General features: G+C 67.2%; 20 protein-coding genes. 11 read left to right on the plus strand and 9 right to left on the minus strand.

Annotated elements, in window-relative coordinates; all coding sequences use genetic code 11:
• Positions 1 to 59: 59 nt before the first annotated feature.
• The 3 genes from pth (at position 60) to S2M10_RS04200 (ending at position 1,514) form a co-directional block, all read left to right on the plus strand.
• Positions 60 to 629 (plus strand): aminoacyl-tRNA hydrolase, encoded by a 570-nt coding sequence (pth, locus tag S2M10_RS04190; RefSeq protein WP_168844990.1) that lies wholly within the window; start codon positions 60 to 62, stop codon positions 627 to 629.
• Positions 630 to 709: 80 nt separating this feature from the next.
• Positions 710 to 1,138 carry an NIPSNAP family protein gene (locus tag S2M10_RS04195; RefSeq protein ID WP_168844991.1) on the plus strand — a complete coding sequence of 143 codons (429 nt, stop codon included), beginning with the start codon at positions 710 to 712 and terminating at the stop codon, positions 1,136 to 1,138.
• A gap of 34 nt (positions 1,139 to 1,172) precedes the next feature.
• Positions 1,173 to 1,514, plus strand: coding sequence for a hypothetical protein (locus tag S2M10_RS04200; protein WP_168844992.1), 342 nt, complete (start codon positions 1,173 to 1,175; stop codon positions 1,512 to 1,514).
• A gap of 54 nt (positions 1,515 to 1,568) precedes the next feature.
• Here S2M10_RS04200 and S2M10_RS04205 read toward each other — a convergent pair whose 3' ends face one another.
• On the minus strand, positions 1,569 to 2,606 hold the full coding sequence (locus tag S2M10_RS04205) for a transferrin-binding protein-like solute binding protein (RefSeq protein WP_168844993.1): 1,038 nt from the start codon (positions 2,604 to 2,606) through the stop codon (positions 1,569 to 1,571).
• 191 nt (positions 2,607 to 2,797) lie between these two features.
• Between S2M10_RS04205 and ychF the strand changes: the two genes are divergently transcribed.
• Positions 2,798 to 3,895 (plus strand): redox-regulated ATPase YchF, encoded by a 1,098-nt coding sequence (gene ychF / locus S2M10_RS04210; protein WP_168844994.1) that lies wholly within the window; start codon positions 2,798 to 2,800, stop codon positions 3,893 to 3,895.
• A 130-nt stretch (positions 3,896 to 4,025) separates the two neighbouring features.
• Here ychF and S2M10_RS04215 read toward each other — a convergent pair whose 3' ends face one another.
• Positions 4,026 to 4,367, minus strand: coding sequence for a response regulator (locus S2M10_RS04215; RefSeq protein WP_168844995.1), 342 nt, complete (start codon positions 4,365 to 4,367; stop codon positions 4,026 to 4,028).
• 9 nt (positions 4,368 to 4,376) lie between these two features.
• Positions 4,377 to 5,816: a PAS domain-containing sensor histidine kinase gene (locus S2M10_RS04220; protein ID WP_247650601.1), complete on the minus strand. Its 1,440-nt coding sequence runs from the start codon at positions 5,814 to 5,816 to the stop codon at positions 4,377 to 4,379.
• 218 nt (positions 5,817 to 6,034) lie between these two features.
• Here S2M10_RS04220 and S2M10_RS04225 point away from each other — a divergent pair, with 218 nt between their 5' ends.
• The gene (locus S2M10_RS04225) at positions 6,035 to 7,798 is read left to right on the plus strand and encodes a methyl-accepting chemotaxis protein (RefSeq protein ID WP_168844996.1); all 1,764 of its coding nucleotides are present in this window, start codon (positions 6,035 to 6,037) and stop codon (positions 7,796 to 7,798) included.
• 19 nt (positions 7,799 to 7,817) lie between these two features.
• Here the strand turns inward: S2M10_RS04225 and S2M10_RS04230 are convergent, their stop codons facing one another.
• On the minus strand, positions 7,818 to 8,216 hold the full coding sequence (locus S2M10_RS04230; RefSeq protein ID WP_168844997.1) for a MerR family DNA-binding protein: 399 nt from the start codon (positions 8,214 to 8,216) through the stop codon (positions 7,818 to 7,820).
• A 58-nt stretch (positions 8,217 to 8,274) separates the two neighbouring features.
• Between S2M10_RS04230 and S2M10_RS04235 the strand changes: the two genes are divergently transcribed.
• The 6 genes from S2M10_RS04235 (at position 8,275) to S2M10_RS04260 (ending at position 14,347) form a co-directional block, all read left to right on the plus strand.
• On the plus strand, positions 8,275 to 9,033 hold the full coding sequence (locus tag S2M10_RS04235; RefSeq protein ID WP_168844998.1) for a glutaredoxin: 759 nt from the start codon (positions 8,275 to 8,277) through the stop codon (positions 9,031 to 9,033).
• A 3-nt stretch (positions 9,034 to 9,036) separates the two neighbouring features.
• Entirely contained in the window at positions 9,037 to 10,359 is a 1,323-nt protein-coding gene (locus S2M10_RS04240) for a hypothetical protein (RefSeq protein WP_247650602.1), read from the plus strand.
• A 48-nt stretch (positions 10,360 to 10,407) separates the two neighbouring features.
• Positions 10,408 to 11,676: an ectonucleotide pyrophosphatase/phosphodiesterase gene (locus S2M10_RS04245; protein ID WP_168844999.1), complete on the plus strand. Its 1,269-nt coding sequence runs from the start codon at positions 10,408 to 10,410 to the stop codon at positions 11,674 to 11,676.
• Between the two features lie 42 nt (positions 11,677 to 11,718).
• Positions 11,719 to 12,168: a MaoC family dehydratase gene (locus tag S2M10_RS04250; RefSeq protein ID WP_168845000.1), complete on the plus strand. Its 450-nt coding sequence runs from the start codon at positions 11,719 to 11,721 to the stop codon at positions 12,166 to 12,168.
• Between the two features lie 222 nt (positions 12,169 to 12,390).
• Positions 12,391 to 13,605: a hypothetical protein gene (locus S2M10_RS04255; protein WP_168844539.1), complete on the plus strand. Its 1,215-nt coding sequence runs from the start codon at positions 12,391 to 12,393 to the stop codon at positions 13,603 to 13,605.
• A gap of 37 nt (positions 13,606 to 13,642) precedes the next feature.
• A complete protein-coding gene (locus tag S2M10_RS04260) occupies positions 13,643 to 14,347 on the plus strand; it encodes a hypothetical protein (protein ID WP_168845001.1) in 705 nt (234 codons plus the stop codon).
• 111 nt (positions 14,348 to 14,458) lie between these two features.
• Here S2M10_RS04260 and S2M10_RS04265 read toward each other — a convergent pair whose 3' ends face one another.
• The 5 genes from S2M10_RS04265 to petA form a co-directional block, all read right to left on the minus strand.
• Complete coding sequence (locus S2M10_RS04265) at positions 14,459 to 14,794, minus strand: hypothetical protein (protein ID WP_168845002.1); 336 nt, start codon at positions 14,792 to 14,794, stop codon at positions 14,459 to 14,461.
• Between the two features lie 94 nt (positions 14,795 to 14,888).
• Positions 14,889 to 15,431, minus strand: coding sequence for an adenine phosphoribosyltransferase (locus S2M10_RS04270; protein ID WP_168845003.1), 543 nt, complete (start codon positions 15,429 to 15,431; stop codon positions 14,889 to 14,891).
• Positions 15,431 to 16,267: a cytochrome c1 gene (locus S2M10_RS04275; RefSeq protein ID WP_168845004.1), complete on the minus strand. Its 837-nt coding sequence runs from the start codon at positions 16,265 to 16,267 to the stop codon at positions 15,431 to 15,433. Before S2M10_RS04275 ends, S2M10_RS04270 begins: the two co-directional genes overlap by 1 nt.
• A 14-nt stretch (positions 16,268 to 16,281) precedes the next feature.
• Positions 16,282 to 17,571: a cytochrome b/b6 gene (locus tag S2M10_RS04280; RefSeq protein WP_168845005.1), complete on the minus strand. Its 1,290-nt coding sequence runs from the start codon at positions 17,569 to 17,571 to the stop codon at positions 16,282 to 16,284.
• A 12-nt stretch (positions 17,572 to 17,583) separates the two neighbouring features.
• Positions 17,584 to 18,168, minus strand: a complete 585-nt coding sequence (gene petA / locus S2M10_RS04285; RefSeq protein WP_211090834.1) for a ubiquinol-cytochrome c reductase iron-sulfur subunit — start codon at positions 18,166 to 18,168, stop codon at positions 17,584 to 17,586.
• Positions 18,169 to 18,202: the final 34 nt, after the last annotated feature.

Below are 18,202 nucleotides of genomic sequence, written 5' to 3' on the forward strand. Positions count from 1 at the left end.
CAAAAGATCGCCTCCGCACCCTAGGTGCGGGGGCGATTTTCTTTTTGGGAGTGTAGGTGATGCAGCTATGGGTGGGTCTCGGCAATCCGGGGCCGCAATATGCGATGCACCGCCACAATGTCGGGTTCATGGCGCTGGACGCGCTGGCCGAGGTGCACGGCTTCTCCGCGCCCAAGAAGCAGTTCCAGGGCTGGACCCAGGAAGGCCGGATCGGCACCGACAAGGTCGTGCTGCTCAAGCCCGGCACCTTCATGAACGAAAGCGGCCGGGCGGTGCGCGCGGCGATTGATTTCTACAAGCTCGCCCCGGAGGACGTCACCGTATTCCACGACGAGCTCGACCTGTTGCCGATGAAGGTCAAGGTGAAGCGCGGCGGCGGCACGGCCGGGCATAACGGCCTGCGCTCGACCGACGCGCATCTCGGGCCCGATTTCCGCCGGGTGCGGCTGGGCATCGGCCATCCGGGGCACAAGGACCGGGTGACCGGCTATGTGCTGGGCAACTACGCCAAGACCGAGATCGAGCCGCTCACCGACATGCTGGGCGCGATCGCGGCGGAGGCGTCGTGGCTGGCGGCCGGCGACGATGTCCGCTTCATGAACGAAGTGGCGCGGCGGATGCAGGACTGAGCGGGCACGCCTGTCACGTCGCGGTGGAGCGGGCGCGGCCTTCGTGGCATCCTGGACCGACCTCGATGAAGGAATATCCGATGCGCCTCGCCCTCCCCGCCCTGCTCGCCCTCCTGCCCATCGCCGCGCCCGGGGCGGCGCAGACCGCCACCCCGGCGCAGCAGCCGGTGTACGAGCTGCGCATCTACTATCCGGCGCCGGGCAAGGCCGAGGCGCTCAACGCCCGCTTCCGCAACCACACGCTAAAGCTGTTCGCCAAGCACGGGATGCGCAACATCGCCTATTGGAACGAGCTGCCCCGCGCCGACGCGCCGGACGGCCGCGTGGTCTATGTCCTCGCCTATCCCAGTCGCGCAGCGCGCGAGGCGGACTGGAAGGCATTCGGCGCCGATCCCGAATGGCAGAAGGTGGTCGCCGAGTCCGAGGCGAACGGCAAGATCGTCACCAAGGTCGAGAGCATCTTCATGACGATGGCCGATTATTCGCCGCCACTCGCCGCTCTCCGGTGAGCGGCCCCCACCCCGTCGATGCGTTGATGGCGCGGTGAGGCCGGGCGAGGCCTTCGGCACGATCGCGGCGCTGGCGCTCGCCGGCTGTGGAGGCGCGCAGATGCCGTTCGACAGGGCGGCCTGGGCGGCCGAGCGGGGCAACTATGATGGCGAAAGCCGCCGGGGCGCGATGGTACTGCAGCTCGGCGGTGCCGGTATCGTGACCGGCGCATCGCGCAAAGCCGTGCACACGCTGCTGGGCAACCCCGATTCGACGGGCTCGGCAGCCGACATCTATTATCTCGGCCGCAGCGCGACCGGGCCAAGCTTCGAAATTTACCGCATAGACTATGACGCCGCAGACAAAGTGCAGTCTGCACAGATCCGGCGCGGCTGATCACCGCATGAACGGAAAAGGGGCCCGGTTTCCCGCGCCCCTCTTCGTCTGGGCTTATTGCTGCTTCACGCCGACGACTTCACCGACGATGCGGGTATCCGCTCCGTTGATCGTGCCCGCGGCACCGAAGACCATGCCCATGTTCACGCCCTTCGAGCCGTAGAAGGAACCGGCAACCGTGCCGGTCACGCCGTTGCCGCCCGAAAGGCTGCCGCTGAACTGGTTCTGGCTGATCGGAATGCCACCCTGTACGGTCAGCGTCACATAAGCCGTCGCCGCGCCGCTGGTGGGCACCGTCGTCACGTTGAGCGTCGTGGTCACCAGGCCTGTGGCAAAGTTCACCGTCACCGTTGCCGTGCCGCCGACGCGGTTCAGCGTGGTGGCGTTATTGGCGACGCTCACCGCGCGGCCGACAATGCGGGTGGTGTAGGTAGCCGTGCCCGTGGTCGGCATGTCGTAGGACAGCGTCGGATAGCCCCAGACCGAATAGGTCAGGCGCTTCTGACCGGTGGTCGAATCGCCGCGCCACCAGTTGGCATAGCTCAGCACGGTCAGCTGGCTGAGCAGGCTGTCGCTGGTCACCACCGCAGGCGTGGTGCTGGTAGCGGTACGCACGCCAAGGTTGTTGAGCACCTCGAGCTGGGTGAAATTGCCCGGAAGTGCGCCGGTGGCGGTGCTCACGCTGCGATAGACGAACTCGGTGACCGTCGGGGAGGCCGTCGTCACCACGTTGGTGCTGGTGAAGCGCGATTCCTCAGAGGCCTCGTCCATCACGAAGGTGCCGGCGGAAAGATCCGCGGTGGCGGCAAGCTTCACGCGACCCGTCGGGGTCTGCGTTTCGGTCGCGACAGCGCTGAGCGTCACCGCCGAGGTGGCCGGATCGCCGGTATAGTTGGTCGTCGCGTTCAGCGTGTTGAACTCGGTCGCGGTCGTCAGCGGGAAGGCGGTATAAGTCGGCGTCGGCGACGGAGTGGGCGTCGGCGAGCTGGTCGGCGTCGGCGTGGGCGTCGACGAGGAGTCGTCGCCGCCGCTGCAGCTTGCCAGCGCGGCCGCAGCCGCGGCAGTGCCCAGAATGACATAACGGCGAATCATACGAAAACTCCTCGAGAACCTGCGCGCGACAGGAAATGACTTGGCCCCCTGTACCGCAGGTGAACGGGCCTGCGTCAAGGCTAGACGCGCGGATGGTTGCGTCGCACTGGAAAAAGCCGCCGCCTACGCGTATCGAGCGCCGCATATCGCCGGCGCGCCCGCCGGCCCCTTCACGACAGGATCGAAATACAATGGGTTTCCGTTGCGGCATCGTCGGCCTGCCCAATGTCGGCAAGTCCACGCTTTTCAATGCGCTGACCGAGACGGCCGCGGCGCAGGCGGCCAATTATCCGTTCTGCACGATCGAGCCGAACGTGGGCAACGTGGCAGTCCCCGACCCGCGCCTCAACAAGCTGGCGGATATCGCCGGCTCGCAGAAGATCATCGAGACCCAGCTCGGCTTCGTCGACATCGCAGGCCTGGTGCGCGGCGCCAGCAAGGGCGAAGGGCTGGGCAACCAGTTCCTCGGCAACATCCGCGAGGTGGACGCGGTGGTCCATGTGCTGCGCTGCTTCGAGAATGACGACATCCAGCATGTCGACAACAAGGTCGATCCGATCGCGGATGCCGAGACGGTCGAGACCGAGCTGATGCTCTCCGACCTCGAAAGCCTCGAGAAGCGCGTGCCCAACCTCGCCAAGAAGGCGGCGCAGGGCGACAAGGAGGCCAAGGCGGCCGCCTCGGTGCTCGGCCAGGCGCTCGACCTGCTGCGCGACGGCAAGCCCGCGCGGCTGACCGTCCCCAAGGACGAGGACGAAGCCCGCCATCTGCGCCTCGCCCAGCTGCTCACCGCCAAGCCGGTCCTGTACGTCTGCAACGTCAACGAGGAAGACGCGGCGAACGGCAACGATCTCTCTGCAAAGGTGTTCGCCAAGGCGGCGGCCGAGGGCGCGCAGGCGGTGGTCGTCTCGGCGGCGATCGAGGCCGAGATCGCGACGATGCCGCTCGACGAGCGCGGCGAGTTCTTGGGCGAACTCGGGCTGGAGGAGACCGGGCTCGCCCGCGTGATCCGCGCCGGCTACACGCTGCTCGACCTGCTGACCTTCTTCACCGTCGACCCCAAGGAAGCGCGCGCCTGGACCGTCCATCGCGGCGCCACCGCGCCCAATGCGGCGGGCGAGATCCACAGCGATTTCGAAAAGGGCTTCATCCGCGCCGAGACGATCGCCTATGACGATTTCGTCGCGCTGGGCGGCGAAGCCAAGGCGCGCGAGGCCGGCAAATTGCGCGCGGAAGGCAAGGCCTATGTCGTCCAGGATGGCGACGTAATGCACTTCCTGCACAGCTGAGGACATTCATAAGCCCCTCCTCCTTGGAGGAGGGGTTGGGGGTGGAGGTATTCCAGAACGGCTGCTGGTCTCGGTGAGACACTGCCCCACCCCAACCCCTCCCCTGAAGGGGAGGGGCTCGCATTGCTCCCTACCCGCACGCCTTCACGATCAGCATCGCGAGATGCTCGCGCAGGAACGGCTTGGCCAGCACCGGTCGCTCGCGATAGGCGCCTTCCAGCCCCAGCGCGCCATAGCCGGTGGCGAAGGCATAGGGGATCGCGCGCTCGGCCAGAATATCCGCCACCGGGAAGGACCGATGGCCGTCGAGATTGACGTCGAGGATTGCCAGATCGGCCTCCACCCGCCGCGCCGCCTCCAGTGCCTCGGGCAGCCGCATGGCGATCTCCACCACCTCATGGCCAAGATCCGCCAGCATGTCCTCGATCAGGAAGGCGATCGTCATCTCATCTTCGACGATCAGGACACGCACGGCACGATCCTATTCCACGGTGACGGCAGCGAGCGACGCCTCTACGGTACAGCGCAGCCCCTCGGGCTCAAAGTAAAGCGTCACCTTGCCGCCAAGTTCCCCCGCCAGGCCACGTTCGATTAACCTTGATCCGAAACCGCGCCGCGACGGTGCCGCGACCGGCGGCCCGTTTCGCTCCCGCCATTCCAGCCGCAGTTGCTCCTGCTTGAGCGACCAGGCGATCTCCACCCGACCAGTGTCGTTCGACCAAGCGCCATATTTCACCGCGTTGGTGGAAAGCTCATGCATCGCCAGCGCCAGCGCCAGTGCGGTCTTCGGCGAGATCCGAACGTCCGTCCCGGTCAGCATGCAGCGCGCCGGATCATGCTGGTGCGGCCGCACGGCCTGATCGATCGCCTCGCGCAGCGACGCACCTGCCCAGCGCTCGCCGGTGAGCAGGTCGTTCGCCTGGGCCAGCGCCACCAGCCGCGCGGCAAATTGCTCCTGCGCCACCGCCATGTCGGGCGCGGCGCGGAAGGTACGCATCGCGATCGCCTGCACCATCGCGAGCGTATTCTTCACCCGGTGGTTGAGCTCGTTGATCACCAGCCGCAGATGCTCGTTGGTGCGCCGCTGCTCGGTTATGTCCGAAGCCGCGCCGAACCATTCGACCAGCGCGCCGCCCTCGTCGGTGAGCGGCACCGCGCGCGAGGCGACCCATCCGATGCTGCCATCGGCCTGATGCACGCGGTGTTCCAGTTCGAGCGGTTGGCGGGTCGCCACCGCCTCGGCGATCGCCGCCTGGACCCGCTCGCGATCCTCTGCGGCGATATAGGCGTCCATCCATCCGGGCAGCGTCTGGCTGGCATGGGCCAGGAAGGTGCCACCGTCGAGGTGAAGCAGCTCCGACCAGTCGGGGCTCATCCGGTATATCGCGTCCGAGGTCGCCTCGACGAAGGCACGCAGCCGTCCTTCGCTCTCGCGCAGCTGGCGCTGGGCGAGCACCTTCTGGGTCGTCTCGACGACAATCGCGATCACCCCCGCCGGCGTTCCCGATTCATCGAGCACCGGCGAATAATCGAGGTTCATCCACACCGGCTCCAGCTTGCCGCGCCGCTGCAACGCCAGTTCCTGATCGCGATAGGCCAGCGTCCGGCCGCTGAGACCGGTGCGCATAACATGATCGTTGAAGTCCGCGATTTCGGACCAACCCTCGCGCACCTTCGATCCCAGCAGTGCCGGGTGCCGGCTCCCGGCGAATTCGGAATAGGCGTCGTTGTAGATCATCACGCCGTCTTCGCCCCACAGCAGCACGATGGGCACGGGTGAAAGCAACAGCATCTGGGTGACGGACTTCAGGCTCTGCGGCCAGATCGCAAGCGGCCCGATCGAGGTCGCGCCCCAATCGAAATCGCGGATCATCTGTCCCAATTGCCCCCCGCCGATCGGGTAGCCCGCATTGCCCATCATGCTCCTCCACCTTGCGGATCGCGCCGTCCCTCGGCGCAACACACAATGTTTCCTGCCCGCCATGGTTCATTCCGGCCGCGCCGGCGAGAATCGATGTTCTTCAAAGCGTGTCGTCGCGGAGGGCATCACAACAAAATGCACAACGCTGCCCGCAACGGGCTGGAAATAATCCTACAATGGGCCCGTTACGGGGGCAGTACGCGCTCGGGGGGACACGCATGACGATTACCGCGCGGGTACGCAGCGGCGCGATCGCGCTGATTCTGCTTCTGGGCATTGCCTTCGCCGTTTCGGCGTGGCGCATTCACGCCATTCGGATGGGCGGGCCGATGCACCGCGCATCGATGCAGATCGCCGATCTGAACGCTGATATCCTGCCGCCGCCGGAATATATCATCGAGCCCTATCTGGAAGCGACGCTGCTGCTCGATCACCCCGAGCGGCTGTCCACTGCCCGTGCGCGGCTCGTGGAACTGCGCAAGCAATATGACGATCGGCACAGCGTCTGGGCCCAGTCCGACCTGCCCGATCGGCTGAAGCGCGCGATCCTTGCCGATACGCACACACCGGCAATGCGCTTCTGGCAGGAGGCGCAGGGTCCGTTTCTCGCCGCCATCGCCGCGAACGATCTCGCTGGCGCGCGGCGCAGCTATGCCCAGCTGACCGAGGCCTATGACGCGCACCGCAAGGCCATCGACGCGCTGGTCAAGGCCACCGGCGAGGAACAGGCCGCGTTCGGCGACCGCTCTTCCCAGTCGCTCGGCGTATCGCTCGGCGTGCTGGCGGTGCTGGCGCTGGCGCTGTTCGGGACGATCGGCTGGTTCGCCTGGTGGCTGATCGGGCAGCTGGCGCGGCCGCTGTCGCAGGTCGCCCAGGCCACCACCACGCTGTCGCGCGGGCAGGACATCGCGGTCCCCTATCGCGACCGGACCGACGAACTGGGCGAGATCGCCCAGGCGGTTGCGCGCTTCCATGGGGCGGCGCGCAGCCGCGCCGAGATGGACGCCGCGCATCTCGCCGAGCAGGAACGCGTCGGCGAGATGCTCGCCGCCGCGCTGGCCGCGCTGGAAAAGGGCGACCTGCGCCACCGCATCACCACCGTTTTCCCGGGCATGTACGAGCCCGTGCGCCTCAGCTTCAACCGCGCTGCCGGCGCCCTGTCCGCGATGCTGCGTACCGCGATCATGAGCGCGCGCAACATCGGCACCGGCTCCGGCGAGATCGCCACCGCCTCGGAGGATCTTGCCCGCCGAACGGAAGGGACCGCGCACTCGCTGCAGGAAGCCAGCAGCGCGATCCAGCTGATCGAGAACCGCCTGAAGAGCAGCAGCCAGTCGGCCGAGACGACGATGGCGCGCGCCGAGCAGGCAGGGGCCGCGGTGCATGCCGGCCGCGGCACCGCGCAGAATGCCGCCGCGGCGATGAACAACGTCTCCGAACGCGCCGACGCCATCGACACCGTCGTCGAGGGGCTGGACAAGATCGCCTTCCAGACTCGCGTCCTTGCCATGAACGCGGCGGTGGAGGCAGGCCGGGCCGGCGAGGCCGGGCGCGGCTTCGCGGTGGTCGCCGATCTCGTCTCTGCCCTCGCGCTGCGTGCCGAGGAAGAAGCGAAGCGCGGCCGCGAGTTGATCAACGAGACGCAGGTCGACGTCGCCCGCGCCGCCAGCGAGGTGCGCGCCGTCGATGTCGCGCTTGGCGAGATCGTGCAGGATTTCGACGGCGTGCAAGCACTGCTCCAGGCGCTGCGCGAGGACAACCATTCGCAGGCGAACGCCATTTCGGAAATCACGCGCACGGTGATGGAGATGGAAGCCGCCACCCAGCAGAACGCAGCGATGGTGGAGCAGACCTCCGCCGCTGCCCGTTCGCTGGACAGCGAGGCAAGCCTGCTGCTCCGCAATGCCGAGGCCTTCCGCGTGGAGGAGGACACCCCGGCGCGCAGGCAGGCCGCTGCCCCCGCCTTGGCGGTGGTGCACTGAGAGCCGGGGACCGCCTCCCCTATCCCTCGAACGCCGTGAGGATCGGGCACGGCCCGGCGCTGCCCGATCCGCATTCCCGCGCCAACCGCGCCAGCCCCTCGCGCGCCTGCACCAGCTCGGCGATCTTCTCGTCCAGCGCGCCGATCCGCGCCTGCGCCAGCTCGCGCGCCCGGGCGCGATCATCGGTCGCGTCTAGTTCGAGCAGTTCGCCGATCTCCTCCAACGTGAATCCGGCCGCCTGCGCCGAGCGAATGAAGCGCAGCCGCCGCACCGCCTCCTCGCCGTATCGGCGCACCCCCGAATCCGGCCCGCCGCCGCGCGCCGGCGTGGCGAGCAGCCCGCGGCGTTGATAGTAGCGCACCGTCTCCACCCCTACCCCGCCGGCATCGGCAAGTTTTCCAATCGTAAGCTGCGACATCGCTTGACTCCGTACCATGGTACGGAGCCTATAGCGGCAGCGGAGCCAAGGAAAGCCCATGCCATCCGCCGCGAACAAGACCGCAATTCTCTATCGCATGGTGCAGGGCGCGCATGTCTGCCCCTGGGGCCTGCGCGCCCTGCACCTGCTGAAAAGCCACGGCTATACCGTGGACGATCGCCACCTCACCACCCGCGAGGAAACCGATGCCTTCAAGGCACGGCATGGCGTGGCGACCACCCCGCAGATTTTTGTCGGCGAGCAGCGGATCGGCGGGCACGACGATCTCCGCCGCTATCTCGGCCGGAAGCTCCGCGACCCCAAGGCGAAGACCTACCGCCCGGTGATCGTGCTGTTCGCCATCGCCGCGCTGATGGCGCTCGCCGCCTCTCGAGCCGCCTATGCCACGCCGTTCACGCTGCGAGCGGGCGAATGGTTCGTCAGCTTCTCGATGTGCCTGCTGGCGATGCTCAAGCTGCGCGACGTGTCCGGGTTCGCGACGATGTTCCTCGGCTACGACCTGCTCGCCCGCCGCTGGGTGCCCTATGCCACGATCTACCCTTTCGCTGAGGCGACAGCGGGGCTGCTGATGACCGCCAATGTGCTGCCCTGGTTCTCGGCGCCGCTCGCACTGTGCGTCGGCGGGATCGGTGCGGTTTCCGTGTTCAAGGCGGTCTATATCGATCGCCGCGACCTCAAATGCGCCTGTGTCGGCGGCGACAGCAACGTGCCGCTCGGCTTCGTGTCGCTCACCGAGAACCTGATGATGATCGCGATGGGCCTCTGGATGCTCATGCGCACCGTACCGGGAGCCTGATCGTTGCGTACCGTCTTCACCGCTCTTGCCCTGCTCGCCCCGCTGCCCGCCTTCGCGCAGGAAGACCACAGCATGCACGACATGGCCGGCATACCCGCCGAACCCACCCCCCAGGACCATGCGGCGATGGGCCACACGATGTCCGGCATGACGACGAAGCAGCCCATGGCGATGATGCGCATGGGCGGCTCCGACCATGCCGCGGGCGGCTCTGGTACGTCGCTGCTCCCGCAGGCCGACGGACCGATGCGCGGGGTGATGCTGAGCCATGGCGAATGGATGGTGATGGCGCACGGCTATCTCTGGGGCGTCTACACCGATCAGGGCGGCAAGCGCGGCAGCGACGCGGCCTTTGTCGAATCGATGGCAATGCTCAGCGCCACGCGCGATTGGGGCAACGGCACCTCGCTCCAGCTGCGCGCGATGGGCAGTCTGGAGCCCGCAATGGGCCAGCGCGGCTATCCCAACCTGTTCGCCAGCGGCGAAACCGCCAACGGCATGCCGCTGGTCGATCGCCAGCATCCGCACGATCTGTTCATGGAACTGACCGCGCGCATCGACACCCAGGTCGCGCCGGATACCAAGCTGTTCGTCTATGGCGGCCCCGTGGCCGAACCGGCACTCGGCCCCAGCGCGTTCATGCATCGGCGCTCGGCCCGCTATTTCGCGCTCTCCCCGATCGCGCATCACTGGTTCGACAGCAGCCACATCACCTATGGCGTGGTCACCGGCGGCGTGCAGGCCGGACGCGTGCAGCTGGAAGGCTCCTGGTTCAACGGACGGGAGCCCGACGAGCATCGCTGGGACATCGATCCGATCAAGCTCGACAGCTGGAGCGTCCGCGCCAGCTGGTCGCCCAGCGATCGCTGGGTGGCACAGGTCTCGACCGGGCGGCTCAAGAACCCCGAGGTCACCCACCAGGGCGAGGACGAGCAGCGCACCACCGCCAGCCTCCATTACAGCACCGGCAAGGTCTCCGCGATGGTCGCCTATGCCGCCAAGCACCGGCTGCCGGGGCCAGTGCTGAGCGCGTTCACGGCGGAGGCGAACTGGGACGTCACCAGCCGCCACAGCCTGTTCGGTCGCGTCGAGAATGTCGCCAATGACGAGCTGTTTCCCGATCACGACTCCCCGTTGCATGACCGCAAGTTCCGGATCACGCGGTTCGAAGGGGGCTATGCCTATCGAATCCCGCTCGCGCACCAGACCGAGCTGGCGCTGGGCGGATCGGTGGCGGCCTATGCCAAGCCGAGCGCGCTCGACGCCGCCTATGGCAAGGCGCCGGTGAGCTATACGCTGTTCGCGCGGCTGGCGCTCGGGCGGTAAGGGCGCCCCGGTCTTCCCCCCGCAACAATCCCGGCGCATGGAGCCGCCATGCGCTGGACCACCCGTATCGCCGCCGCCGCCCTTATCGCGATCCTTCAGGCGTGTGGCACGCCGCCGCTCCAGGCCCCGCCCCCGCCCCCCGCGGCGCTCGAAGCCCGGCCCGCGGTGACGATCCTGATCTCGATCGACGGCTTTCGTGTCGACTATCTCCAGCGCGGCGCCACCCCCAATCTCGCCCGGCTCGCCGCGCAGGGCATCAGCGGCCCGATGCGGCCAAGCTTCCCGAGCAAGACCTTCCCCAATCACTGGACGCTGGTGACGGGTCTGGTGCCGGACCATCACGGCATCGTCGGCAACCGGATGGAGGACCCCGCCCGCCCTGGCGAGACCTTCACCACCGCCAGCGACGCGCCCTACTGGTGGAACGCCGCTCCGCCCATCTGGGTCGAGGCGGAACGTGCGGGCATCCGCACCGGCACGGTGTTCTGGCCCGGCGCCAATGTCGCCTGGGGCAGCACGGTACCCCGGCCCGATCACGGCGACTATGCCGGCGGCACGCGTCCGCGTGATTGGCTGCAGTATAATCAGGCGGTGAACGATACCCAGCGGGTGGATACGGTACTCGACTGGCTGCGCCGACCGGCGGGTAGCCGCCCGCGCTTCGTCACGCTTTATTTCGATCGGGTCGATGTCGTTGGCCATGCCCAGGGGCCGGATTCGCCTCAGGTGACGCAGGCGGCCGCCGAAGTCGATCAGCGGATCGGCATGCTGGTCGACGGGCTGGCAGCGCTCCACCAGCCCGCCAACATCGTCGTTGTCTCCGACCATGGCATGTCGGAAACGAGCGACACCCGCGTAATCCCGCTCGGCCTGCCCAGGGACAGCTACCAATTGATCGAAGCCGGACCCTTCGCCGCGCTCACCCCGCTGCCCGGCAAGGAAGCGCTGGTCGAACAGACACTGCTCGGCCGCCACCCGCACATGGAATGCTGGCGCAAGGGGGAGATCCCGGCGCACTTCCGCTACGGCAAGAACCCTCGCATCGCCGCGATCTTCTGCCTCGCCGAACCACGCTGGACGATCGCCGAGAAGCTGCCCGCCGCGCCCTTCACGCGCGGCGAGCATGGCTATGACAATCGCTCCGCCGACATGGCCGCGCTGTTCGTCGCTGCCGGCCCGGCCTTCCGCCACGGCACGGTTCCGGCGTTCGACAATGTCGATATCGCCCCGCTGCTGCGAGACCTGATCGATTTGCCGCCCAAAACGGGGCTGGACGGCAACGACGCACCGTTCAGAGGGCTGCTCCAGCCGCGCTGAAAGCGCTTGCCAGGGAAAGGTTTCTGATCGAAACTCGTCATCATGCGCTATTTCGACGATATTCAGCCCGGCGATCGCGCCAGCTTTGGCCGCTATGAGGTCACCCGCGACGAAGTGCTCGATTTCGCCCGAAAATATGATCCCCAGCCCTTCCATTTATCGGACGAGGCGGCGGCTGCCACGCATTTCGGCCGACTGGCTGCAAGCGGCTGGCACACCAATGCGATGACGATGGCGATGCTGGTCGCACACTATCAGGAGGAACCGATCGCCAGCCTGGGCGCAGCCGGAATCGACGAACTCCGGTGGCTGAAGCCCGTGTTTCCGGGCGACGTGCTTCGTTGCGAAACCGAGGTGTTGGAGGCCCGCGCCTCGCAAAGTCGACCGGAAATGGGCATCGTTCGCAGCCGGCTGACCACGTTCAACCAACAGAACGAGCCTGTCCTGACCTTCATCGCCAACGCCCTGATCGCCCGGCGCAAGGAGGGCTGATCCGACCCGACCGAGCTGCTCGCCGCTGGGCAGCGTGGAAGGGCAGATCAGGGCCGAGGCCCGCGCATTCAAAGGAACGGAACCGCCACCCGGGCACGTTGAAGCCCGGCGGCGTCCACCGGCAGCGCCGGTGCCGAATCCCCGTCTAAACGATCCGTTGATGGGCCGCCCGCGCCCGCTGTCCTACACCGTTGGCCCTGAACGGGAGCGAGGGACAGGGCCATGAATCAAGCCGCCGGGGTACAGTCGAGCACCGATACCGCCACCGCCATTCGTGCCGCTAGCCCGCCGCTGCCCGCAAGCGCGCTGGTCCGCGCCGCCACCGATCCGCGCACCGGCACGGTCGACACGCGCCAGCTCGCGCAATTGCTCGTCGATGCGGGGCGCAGCGATCCCGGCAAGGCCAATGCCGCCTACCGGGCGATCGAGCAGCAGTTGTCGATCGCCGATCGCGCGCGCCTCGCACAGGATACGCGTGCCGAAGGCACACGGCAGAGCGACGCGGTGCGGGGCCCCTCGATCACGGGCGCGGCGCAGGGCGCGCTGGGCCGCGGCAACCATGTCGCGGCACAGGGAAGCGCGATCGCTGCCCAGGGAACGCGCGCGCTGGTCGAAAACCCCATCCTTTCCATCCAGTGGGAAAACACCCGCAGCGCCTGGACGAACGATGTCGGGTTCTCCCAGCCACTGCAGGACGCGCTGCGCAGCGCCGGAATCGCGATCAATCCGCCCAATCTCGTGCCGCCCGCCGGCAGCGTCGGCCCGCTCTCCGGTCACACCCCGGCCCAGGCCAACAACCGCAACGGCGCGGCTGCCGAGCAGTCGATCGCCGCACGGCTGCGCAGTCAAGGCTACACGGTCACCACCGCGCCGGGGACGGCGAACGCCGTCCAGAATGGTACCCGCATGGTCGACGTGGTCGGCACGCGCGCCAGTGCCGATCCGCGGATGCACGAGCGGATCGAGATCGAATCCAAGGTCGGCCGCACCAGCTACAGCGGCCCCGCGGGAAGATCGGCAACCCCGCAATATGAGGTGGCGAAGGATGCGGAACGGCTCGCCGCCAACCGCGCCGCGCGCACCGGCGGCCTCGCGATGGAGGCGCGCGGGGCCACGCTGGCCGGGGGCGGCAAGCTGCTGGCCGGGATCGGCCGCGTCGCCCGTCCGGTCGGGCTCGTGCTGGATGCCGTCGAGGTCGGCACCGCGTTTCAGGCCGACGGCAACCGTATCGGCCAGCACACCGGGCGCGCCGCATCCGGCCTCGTCGGCGGTGCGCTTGGCGGATGGGGCGGGGCAACGGCCGGTGCGGCAATCGGCACCGCGATCTTCCCGGGCGTGGGTACGGTCGTCGGCGGCGTTATCGGCGGCATCGGCGGGGCGCTGGGCGGCGACACGCTGGCGCGCGGAGCCTTTGACGCGATCAAAAGCTGGTGGTGAGCCTGACAGGCGCTGTTCCGGGCGATACAATGCGGGGATGACAGGCTTCTGGGACAGGCTGCGCGGCAAGGGCACCGGTGGGCAGGGCGCCGACGATCCACTGCGTCGTCTGTTCGGCGGCTATCCGGTGAACCTTCAGCCGCATCAAGGGCCGCCCGAATCCTTGCGCGCCGCGCAGCAGGAAGAGATTCTCGCCGCCTTTTTGCGACGCCGCGAACATCGCTTGGCGGTCCTGCTCGAATTTCTCGACGGCCATGGCATCTCGGCGGCCCCGCTGCTCGATGCCGCAGGGGACGGAGCCGCTGCCGCAGGCGCTATCGATTTCTGGCTGAACGCTGCCTTGCCGCGCCGCGCCTTCTCTATGGTTTCGGGCGACCCGCAGCCCAACCCCGATCTGCGTGCGTTTATCGCCGGCGATCGCGCAGCCGATGGCGGCTATTACAGCTTCCTCGACGATCTGGGGCTGCTGGAAGGAGAAGCGATCCGGCGGCGGGATCGGCGCTTCGACTGGGCGATCAACCAGTTGCCCGAACAGGCCGAACTCGACAGCTACGGGCGCATCTGCCTCATCAAGCCCGGCACGCTGGACTGGCCCCCCCTCGCGCTGGACGTGCCCGTACATCTGCTGTCGGTCTGCCACGCCAAGATGGCACCAAATGGAGACTCCACCGGCCACCGCTTCGGCGAGTTGCTAGCGGGCGCCCTTGCCGGCGCTTTCGATCCGGGCGGTACCGCACGCTGAGCGTGCTCCGCCGACCTGCGGCGTGGCCGCCCGGCGCGAGCGATGAGGTTGGCTGCAGTATCACCGGACAAAGGGTGACAACCACCAGCCACCTCACCAACATATCAACGGCTATCGGCGGCGCCAGCCTCCGGGGCGCCCGCGGAAGTCCCGCCAGTTGCTCCGCCACCGCTGATCGCCGCGCCACGCCCCGCGACGTTGCTCCCAATAGGCGCGCTGGCCGCTGTTCCACGCGTGACGATGCCGGTAGCGATCATATACATAGGCGCCGGTGCCGGGATAATAATAGTCGCCGTACCAGCCCCAGTACGGGCTGCCATATCCGCTGCCATAGCCGACAGCAACGCGCGAGCCGCCATAGCCATAGCCGTCGTCCATGCAACCGCCCAGCACCGCGGCGCCGCCGAGCAGGGCCGCCCCGAATATCGTCCTCACACCAATGTGCATTGGTAACGCTCCTTCACAGGAGGCGGTCGGCAGGGCTATGCCCCAGGCCGAACCCCTCGGGCGAAGAAGCGCGCAGGAGAGGCGGCGGGTTCCGTCAGTGCCCCTCGAAAGCAACGAGCGCCGAGACGTTGATCCCGTCGCTGCGCAGGGCATCGGCACCCCCCAGATCGGGCAGGTCGACGACGAAAGAAGCCTGCACCACTTCCGCGCCCGCCTTGCGCAGCAGCCGCACCGCCGCGCGCGCCGTGCCGCCGGTGGCGATCAGGTCGTCGACCAGCAGCACGCGGGCGCCGGGCACCAGCGCATCGGCGTGGATCGCGATCCGGTCGGTGCCATATTCAAGCGCATAATCCTCGGCGATCGTGGCGCCGGGCAGCTTGCCGTCCTTGCGGATCAAGAGCACGCCGGTGCCCAGCCGCACCGCCAGCGCCGCGCCGAACACGAAGCCGCGCGCCTCGACGCCGGCGACCAGGTCGACCTTGCCGTCCACCTGCGCCGCCATCTTCTCGATGGTCAGCCGCAGCCCCTCGGGGTCGAGCAGCAGCGTGGTAATGTCGCGGAACTGGATCCCCGGCTTCGGAAAGTCGGGGATCGTGCGGATGCGACTACGGATGTCTTCGTTCTGCTGGTTGTCCATCAATGCTTCATGCCGCGCCAAACCGTGAGGTACGCGCCATAGGCGAGCCCGGTGGCAAACAGCAAGAAGATCACGACCGCGAGACCCGCCTGGTGCCGCTTCTGCAGCGTCGGCTCGGCCGTCCACACCAGGAAGGCGGCGACGTCCTTCGACATCTGGTCCACCGTCGCGCGGGTACCGTCGTCATACTGGACCTGGCCCTCGCTGGTCAGCGGCGGCGGCATGGCGATGTTGAGATTGGCGAAATAAGGATTGAAGTGCATGCCCTCGGGCGTCTTCGTCGCCTCCGGGAACCGCGCCGCCTTGGCCGGATCAGGCTTTTCGCCATAGCCGGTCAGCAGCGAATGGACATAGGCCGCGCCGTCGTGCCGCGCCTTGGTGATCAGGCTGAGGTCCGGCGGATTGCCGGTGGCGGCGTAATAGACCTTCGGGATGCGATCCGACGGCAGATTGTCGCGCTCGCCCCAGGTGCCGGCCTTCTCGTCGAACACCGGCTGCTTGACCGCCCATTCCTTGGCGATCTTCTTCACCTGCGCCTCGCTATAGCCGAGGTCGCCCAGGTTGCGGAACGCCACCAGGTTCAGCGAATGGCACGCCGCGCACACTTCCTTGTACACCTTGAACCCGCGCTGGAGCTGGCCCAGGTCGAACTTGCCGAGCGGCCCGTTCGAGGCGAGTTCCAGCTCCTTCGGATGCTTGTGCAGCGCCTGTTCCGCGGTTTCCTTCGGCGGCTCCTGGATCAGGCCGGTGATGCTGCCGATCAGCGCCAGCAGCAGCACGAACACGAAGCCGGCACCGATCAGGAACTTGATCGAGCGAAAGAAGATCGACGTCATGGTTCCCGGCCCCCTTATGCCGTCGCCGCGGTGGCGGTGATGCGCGATCCGCCCTCGCCCTTCAGCACCGCCTCGGTGATCGAGTTGGGCAGCGGGCGCGGCGTCTCGATCCGCGAGATGATCGGCACGATGATCAGGAAATGCGCGAAATAATAGGCCGCCGCGATCTGGCTGATGATCACGTACTTCGGCTCCGCAGGCGAACCGCCGCACCAGCCGAGGATCACGACATCAAGGACCAGCAGCCAGAAGGCGATGCGATACATCGGCCGGTAATGGGCCGAGCGCACCGGCGAGCGATCCAGCCAGGGCAGGAAGAAGAGCAGCAGGATCGAGCCGAACATCGCCAGCACGCCCCACAGCTTCGCATCGAGGATGAAGTCCGCGGTGAAGGCGCGCAGGATCGCGTAGAAGGGCCAGAAATACCATTCGGGCACGATATGCGCGGGCGTCGAGAGCGGGTTGGCGGGGATGTAATTGTCCGGATGGCCCAGAAAATCGGGATAGAAGAAGATCAGCGTCGAGAACAGGATCAGGAACACGCCTACCCCGAAGCCGTCCTTGGCGGTGTAATAGGGGTGGAAGGGCACCGTATCCTGCTCGCCCTTCACCTCCACGCCGGTGGGGTTGTTCGACCCCGGAATGTGCAGCGCCCAGATGTGCAGGATGATCACGCCGGCGATCACGAAGGGCAGCAGATAGTGGAGCGAGAAGAAGCGGTTGAGCGTCGCGTCATCGGGCGCATAGCCGCCGAGCAGCCACACGCGCACCCAGTCGCCCACCACCGGGATCGCCGAGAAGAAGCCGGTGATCACCTGCGCGCCCCAGAAGCTCATCTGCCCCCAGGGGAGCACATAGCCCATGAAGGCGGTGGCCATCATCAACAGGAAGATGACGACGCCGAGCAGCCACACCATCTCGCGCGGCGCCTTGTACGATCCGTAATGGAGCCCGCGGAAGATGTGGATATACACCACCACGAAGAACATGCTGGCGCCGTTGGCATGGGCGAAGCGCAGGAACCAGCCCGCGTTCACGTCGCGCATGATCGTGCCGTTCACCGATTCGAAGGCGCCGGCGGCCGAGCTGTGGAAATGCATCGCCAGCACGATGCCGGTGACGATCTGGATCACCAGCGAAAGCCCGGCGAGGATGCCGAAGTTCCAGAAGTAATTCAGGTTGCGCGGCACCGGGTACCCGGCACCGATCGCATTATAGACGAACCGCGGCAGCGGCAGCCGATCGTCCACCCATTTCATCACCGGGTTCTTCGGCTCGTAATGGCGCGCCCAGGGAAAGCTCATCCAGGTCTCTCCTCACCCAACAACGACGACCGTGTCGGACGTGAAATTATATTTTGGTACTTCGAGATTCTTCGGCGCCGGACCCTGGCGGATACGGCCCGCAGTATCATAGGCCGAACCGTGGCAGGGGCAGAAATAGCCGCCGAACGGCCCCTTGTTCTCGCCCTCGCCCGCGCCCAGCGGCACGCAGCCGAGATGGGTGCACACGCCGAGCGTGATCAGCCAGTTCTTGTGGCCCTCCGCCGTGCGCTGCTCCAGCGTCTGCGGGTCGCGCAGGCTGGAGACCGGCACCGCATCGGCCTGGGCGATTTCGGCGGGAGTCAGGTTGCGGACGAACAGCGGCTGCTTGCGGAAGCTGGCCTTGATCGCTTGGCCCGGCTCGATCGCCGCGAGATTGACCTCGGTGGTGGACAGCGCCAGCACGTCCGCCGACGGATTCATCGAGTTGACGAGCGGCAGCACCACCACGCCTGCCCCCACTGCGGCCACCGACGCGGCCGCGTAGGTGAGATAATCGCGACGACGGGGATTCTCGATGATTTCGCCGCCTGGGCCTATGGTCTGATCGGGAGTAACGCCTTCTTCAAACGTTGCCATGCTCTAGCCCTTGCACTTCGGAACTCTTCCGCGA

It is taken from the genome of Sphingomonas sp. S2M10, from assembly GCF_012650175.1.
Classification (GTDB): Bacteria; Pseudomonadota; Alphaproteobacteria; order Sphingomonadales; family Sphingomonadaceae; genus Sphingomonas.

Bases quoted from the DNA above. Each gene is read 5' to 3' on its own strand.
- S2M10_RS04255 (WP_168844539.1), top strand. From the start codon at position 12,391: ATGAATCAAGCCGCCGGGGTACAGTCGAGCACCGATACCGCCACCGCC.
- S2M10_RS04265 (WP_168845002.1), bottom strand. From the start codon at position 14,794: ATGCACATTGGTGTGAGGACGATATTCGGGGCGGCCCTGCTCGGCGGC.
- S2M10_RS04225 (WP_168844996.1), top strand. From the start codon at position 6,035: ATGACGATTACCGCGCGGGTACGCAGCGGCGCGATCGCGCTGATTCTG.
- pth (WP_168844990.1), top strand. From the start codon at position 60: ATGCAGCTATGGGTGGGTCTCGGCAATCCGGGGCCGCAATATGCGATG.
- S2M10_RS04205 (WP_168844993.1), bottom strand. From the start codon at position 2,606: ATGATTCGCCGTTATGTCATTCTGGGCACTGCCGCGGCTGCGGCCGCG.
- S2M10_RS04245 (WP_168844999.1), top strand. From the start codon at position 10,408: ATGCGCTGGACCACCCGTATCGCCGCCGCCGCCCTTATCGCGATCCTT.
- S2M10_RS04270 (WP_168845003.1), bottom strand. From the start codon at position 15,431: ATGGACAACCAGCAGAACGAAGACATCCGTAGTCGCATCCGCACGATC.
- S2M10_RS04235 (WP_168844998.1), top strand. From the start codon at position 8,275: ATGCCATCCGCCGCGAACAAGACCGCAATTCTCTATCGCATGGTGCAG.
- ychF (WP_168844994.1), top strand. From the start codon at position 2,798: ATGGGTTTCCGTTGCGGCATCGTCGGCCTGCCCAATGTCGGCAAGTCC.
- S2M10_RS04220 (WP_247650601.1), bottom strand. From the start codon at position 5,816: ATGATGGGCAATGCGGGCTACCCGATCGGCGGGGGGCAATTGGGACAG.
- S2M10_RS04195 (WP_168844991.1), top strand. From the start codon at position 710: ATGCGCCTCGCCCTCCCCGCCCTGCTCGCCCTCCTGCCCATCGCCGCG.
- S2M10_RS04230 (WP_168844997.1), bottom strand. From the start codon at position 8,216: ATGTCGCAGCTTACGATTGGAAAACTTGCCGATGCCGGCGGGGTAGGG.
- S2M10_RS04250 (WP_168845000.1), top strand. From the start codon at position 11,719: ATGCGCTATTTCGACGATATTCAGCCCGGCGATCGCGCCAGCTTTGGC.
- petA (WP_211090834.1), bottom strand. From the start codon at position 18,168: ATGGCAACGTTTGAAGAAGGCGTTACTCCCGATCAGACCATAGGCCCA.
- S2M10_RS04275 (WP_168845004.1), bottom strand. From the start codon at position 16,267: ATGACGTCGATCTTCTTTCGCTCGATCAAGTTCCTGATCGGTGCCGGC.
- S2M10_RS04260 (WP_168845001.1), top strand. From the start codon at position 13,643: ATGACAGGCTTCTGGGACAGGCTGCGCGGCAAGGGCACCGGTGGGCAG.
- S2M10_RS04280 (WP_168845005.1), bottom strand. From the start codon at position 17,571: ATGAGCTTTCCCTGGGCGCGCCATTACGAGCCGAAGAACCCGGTGATG.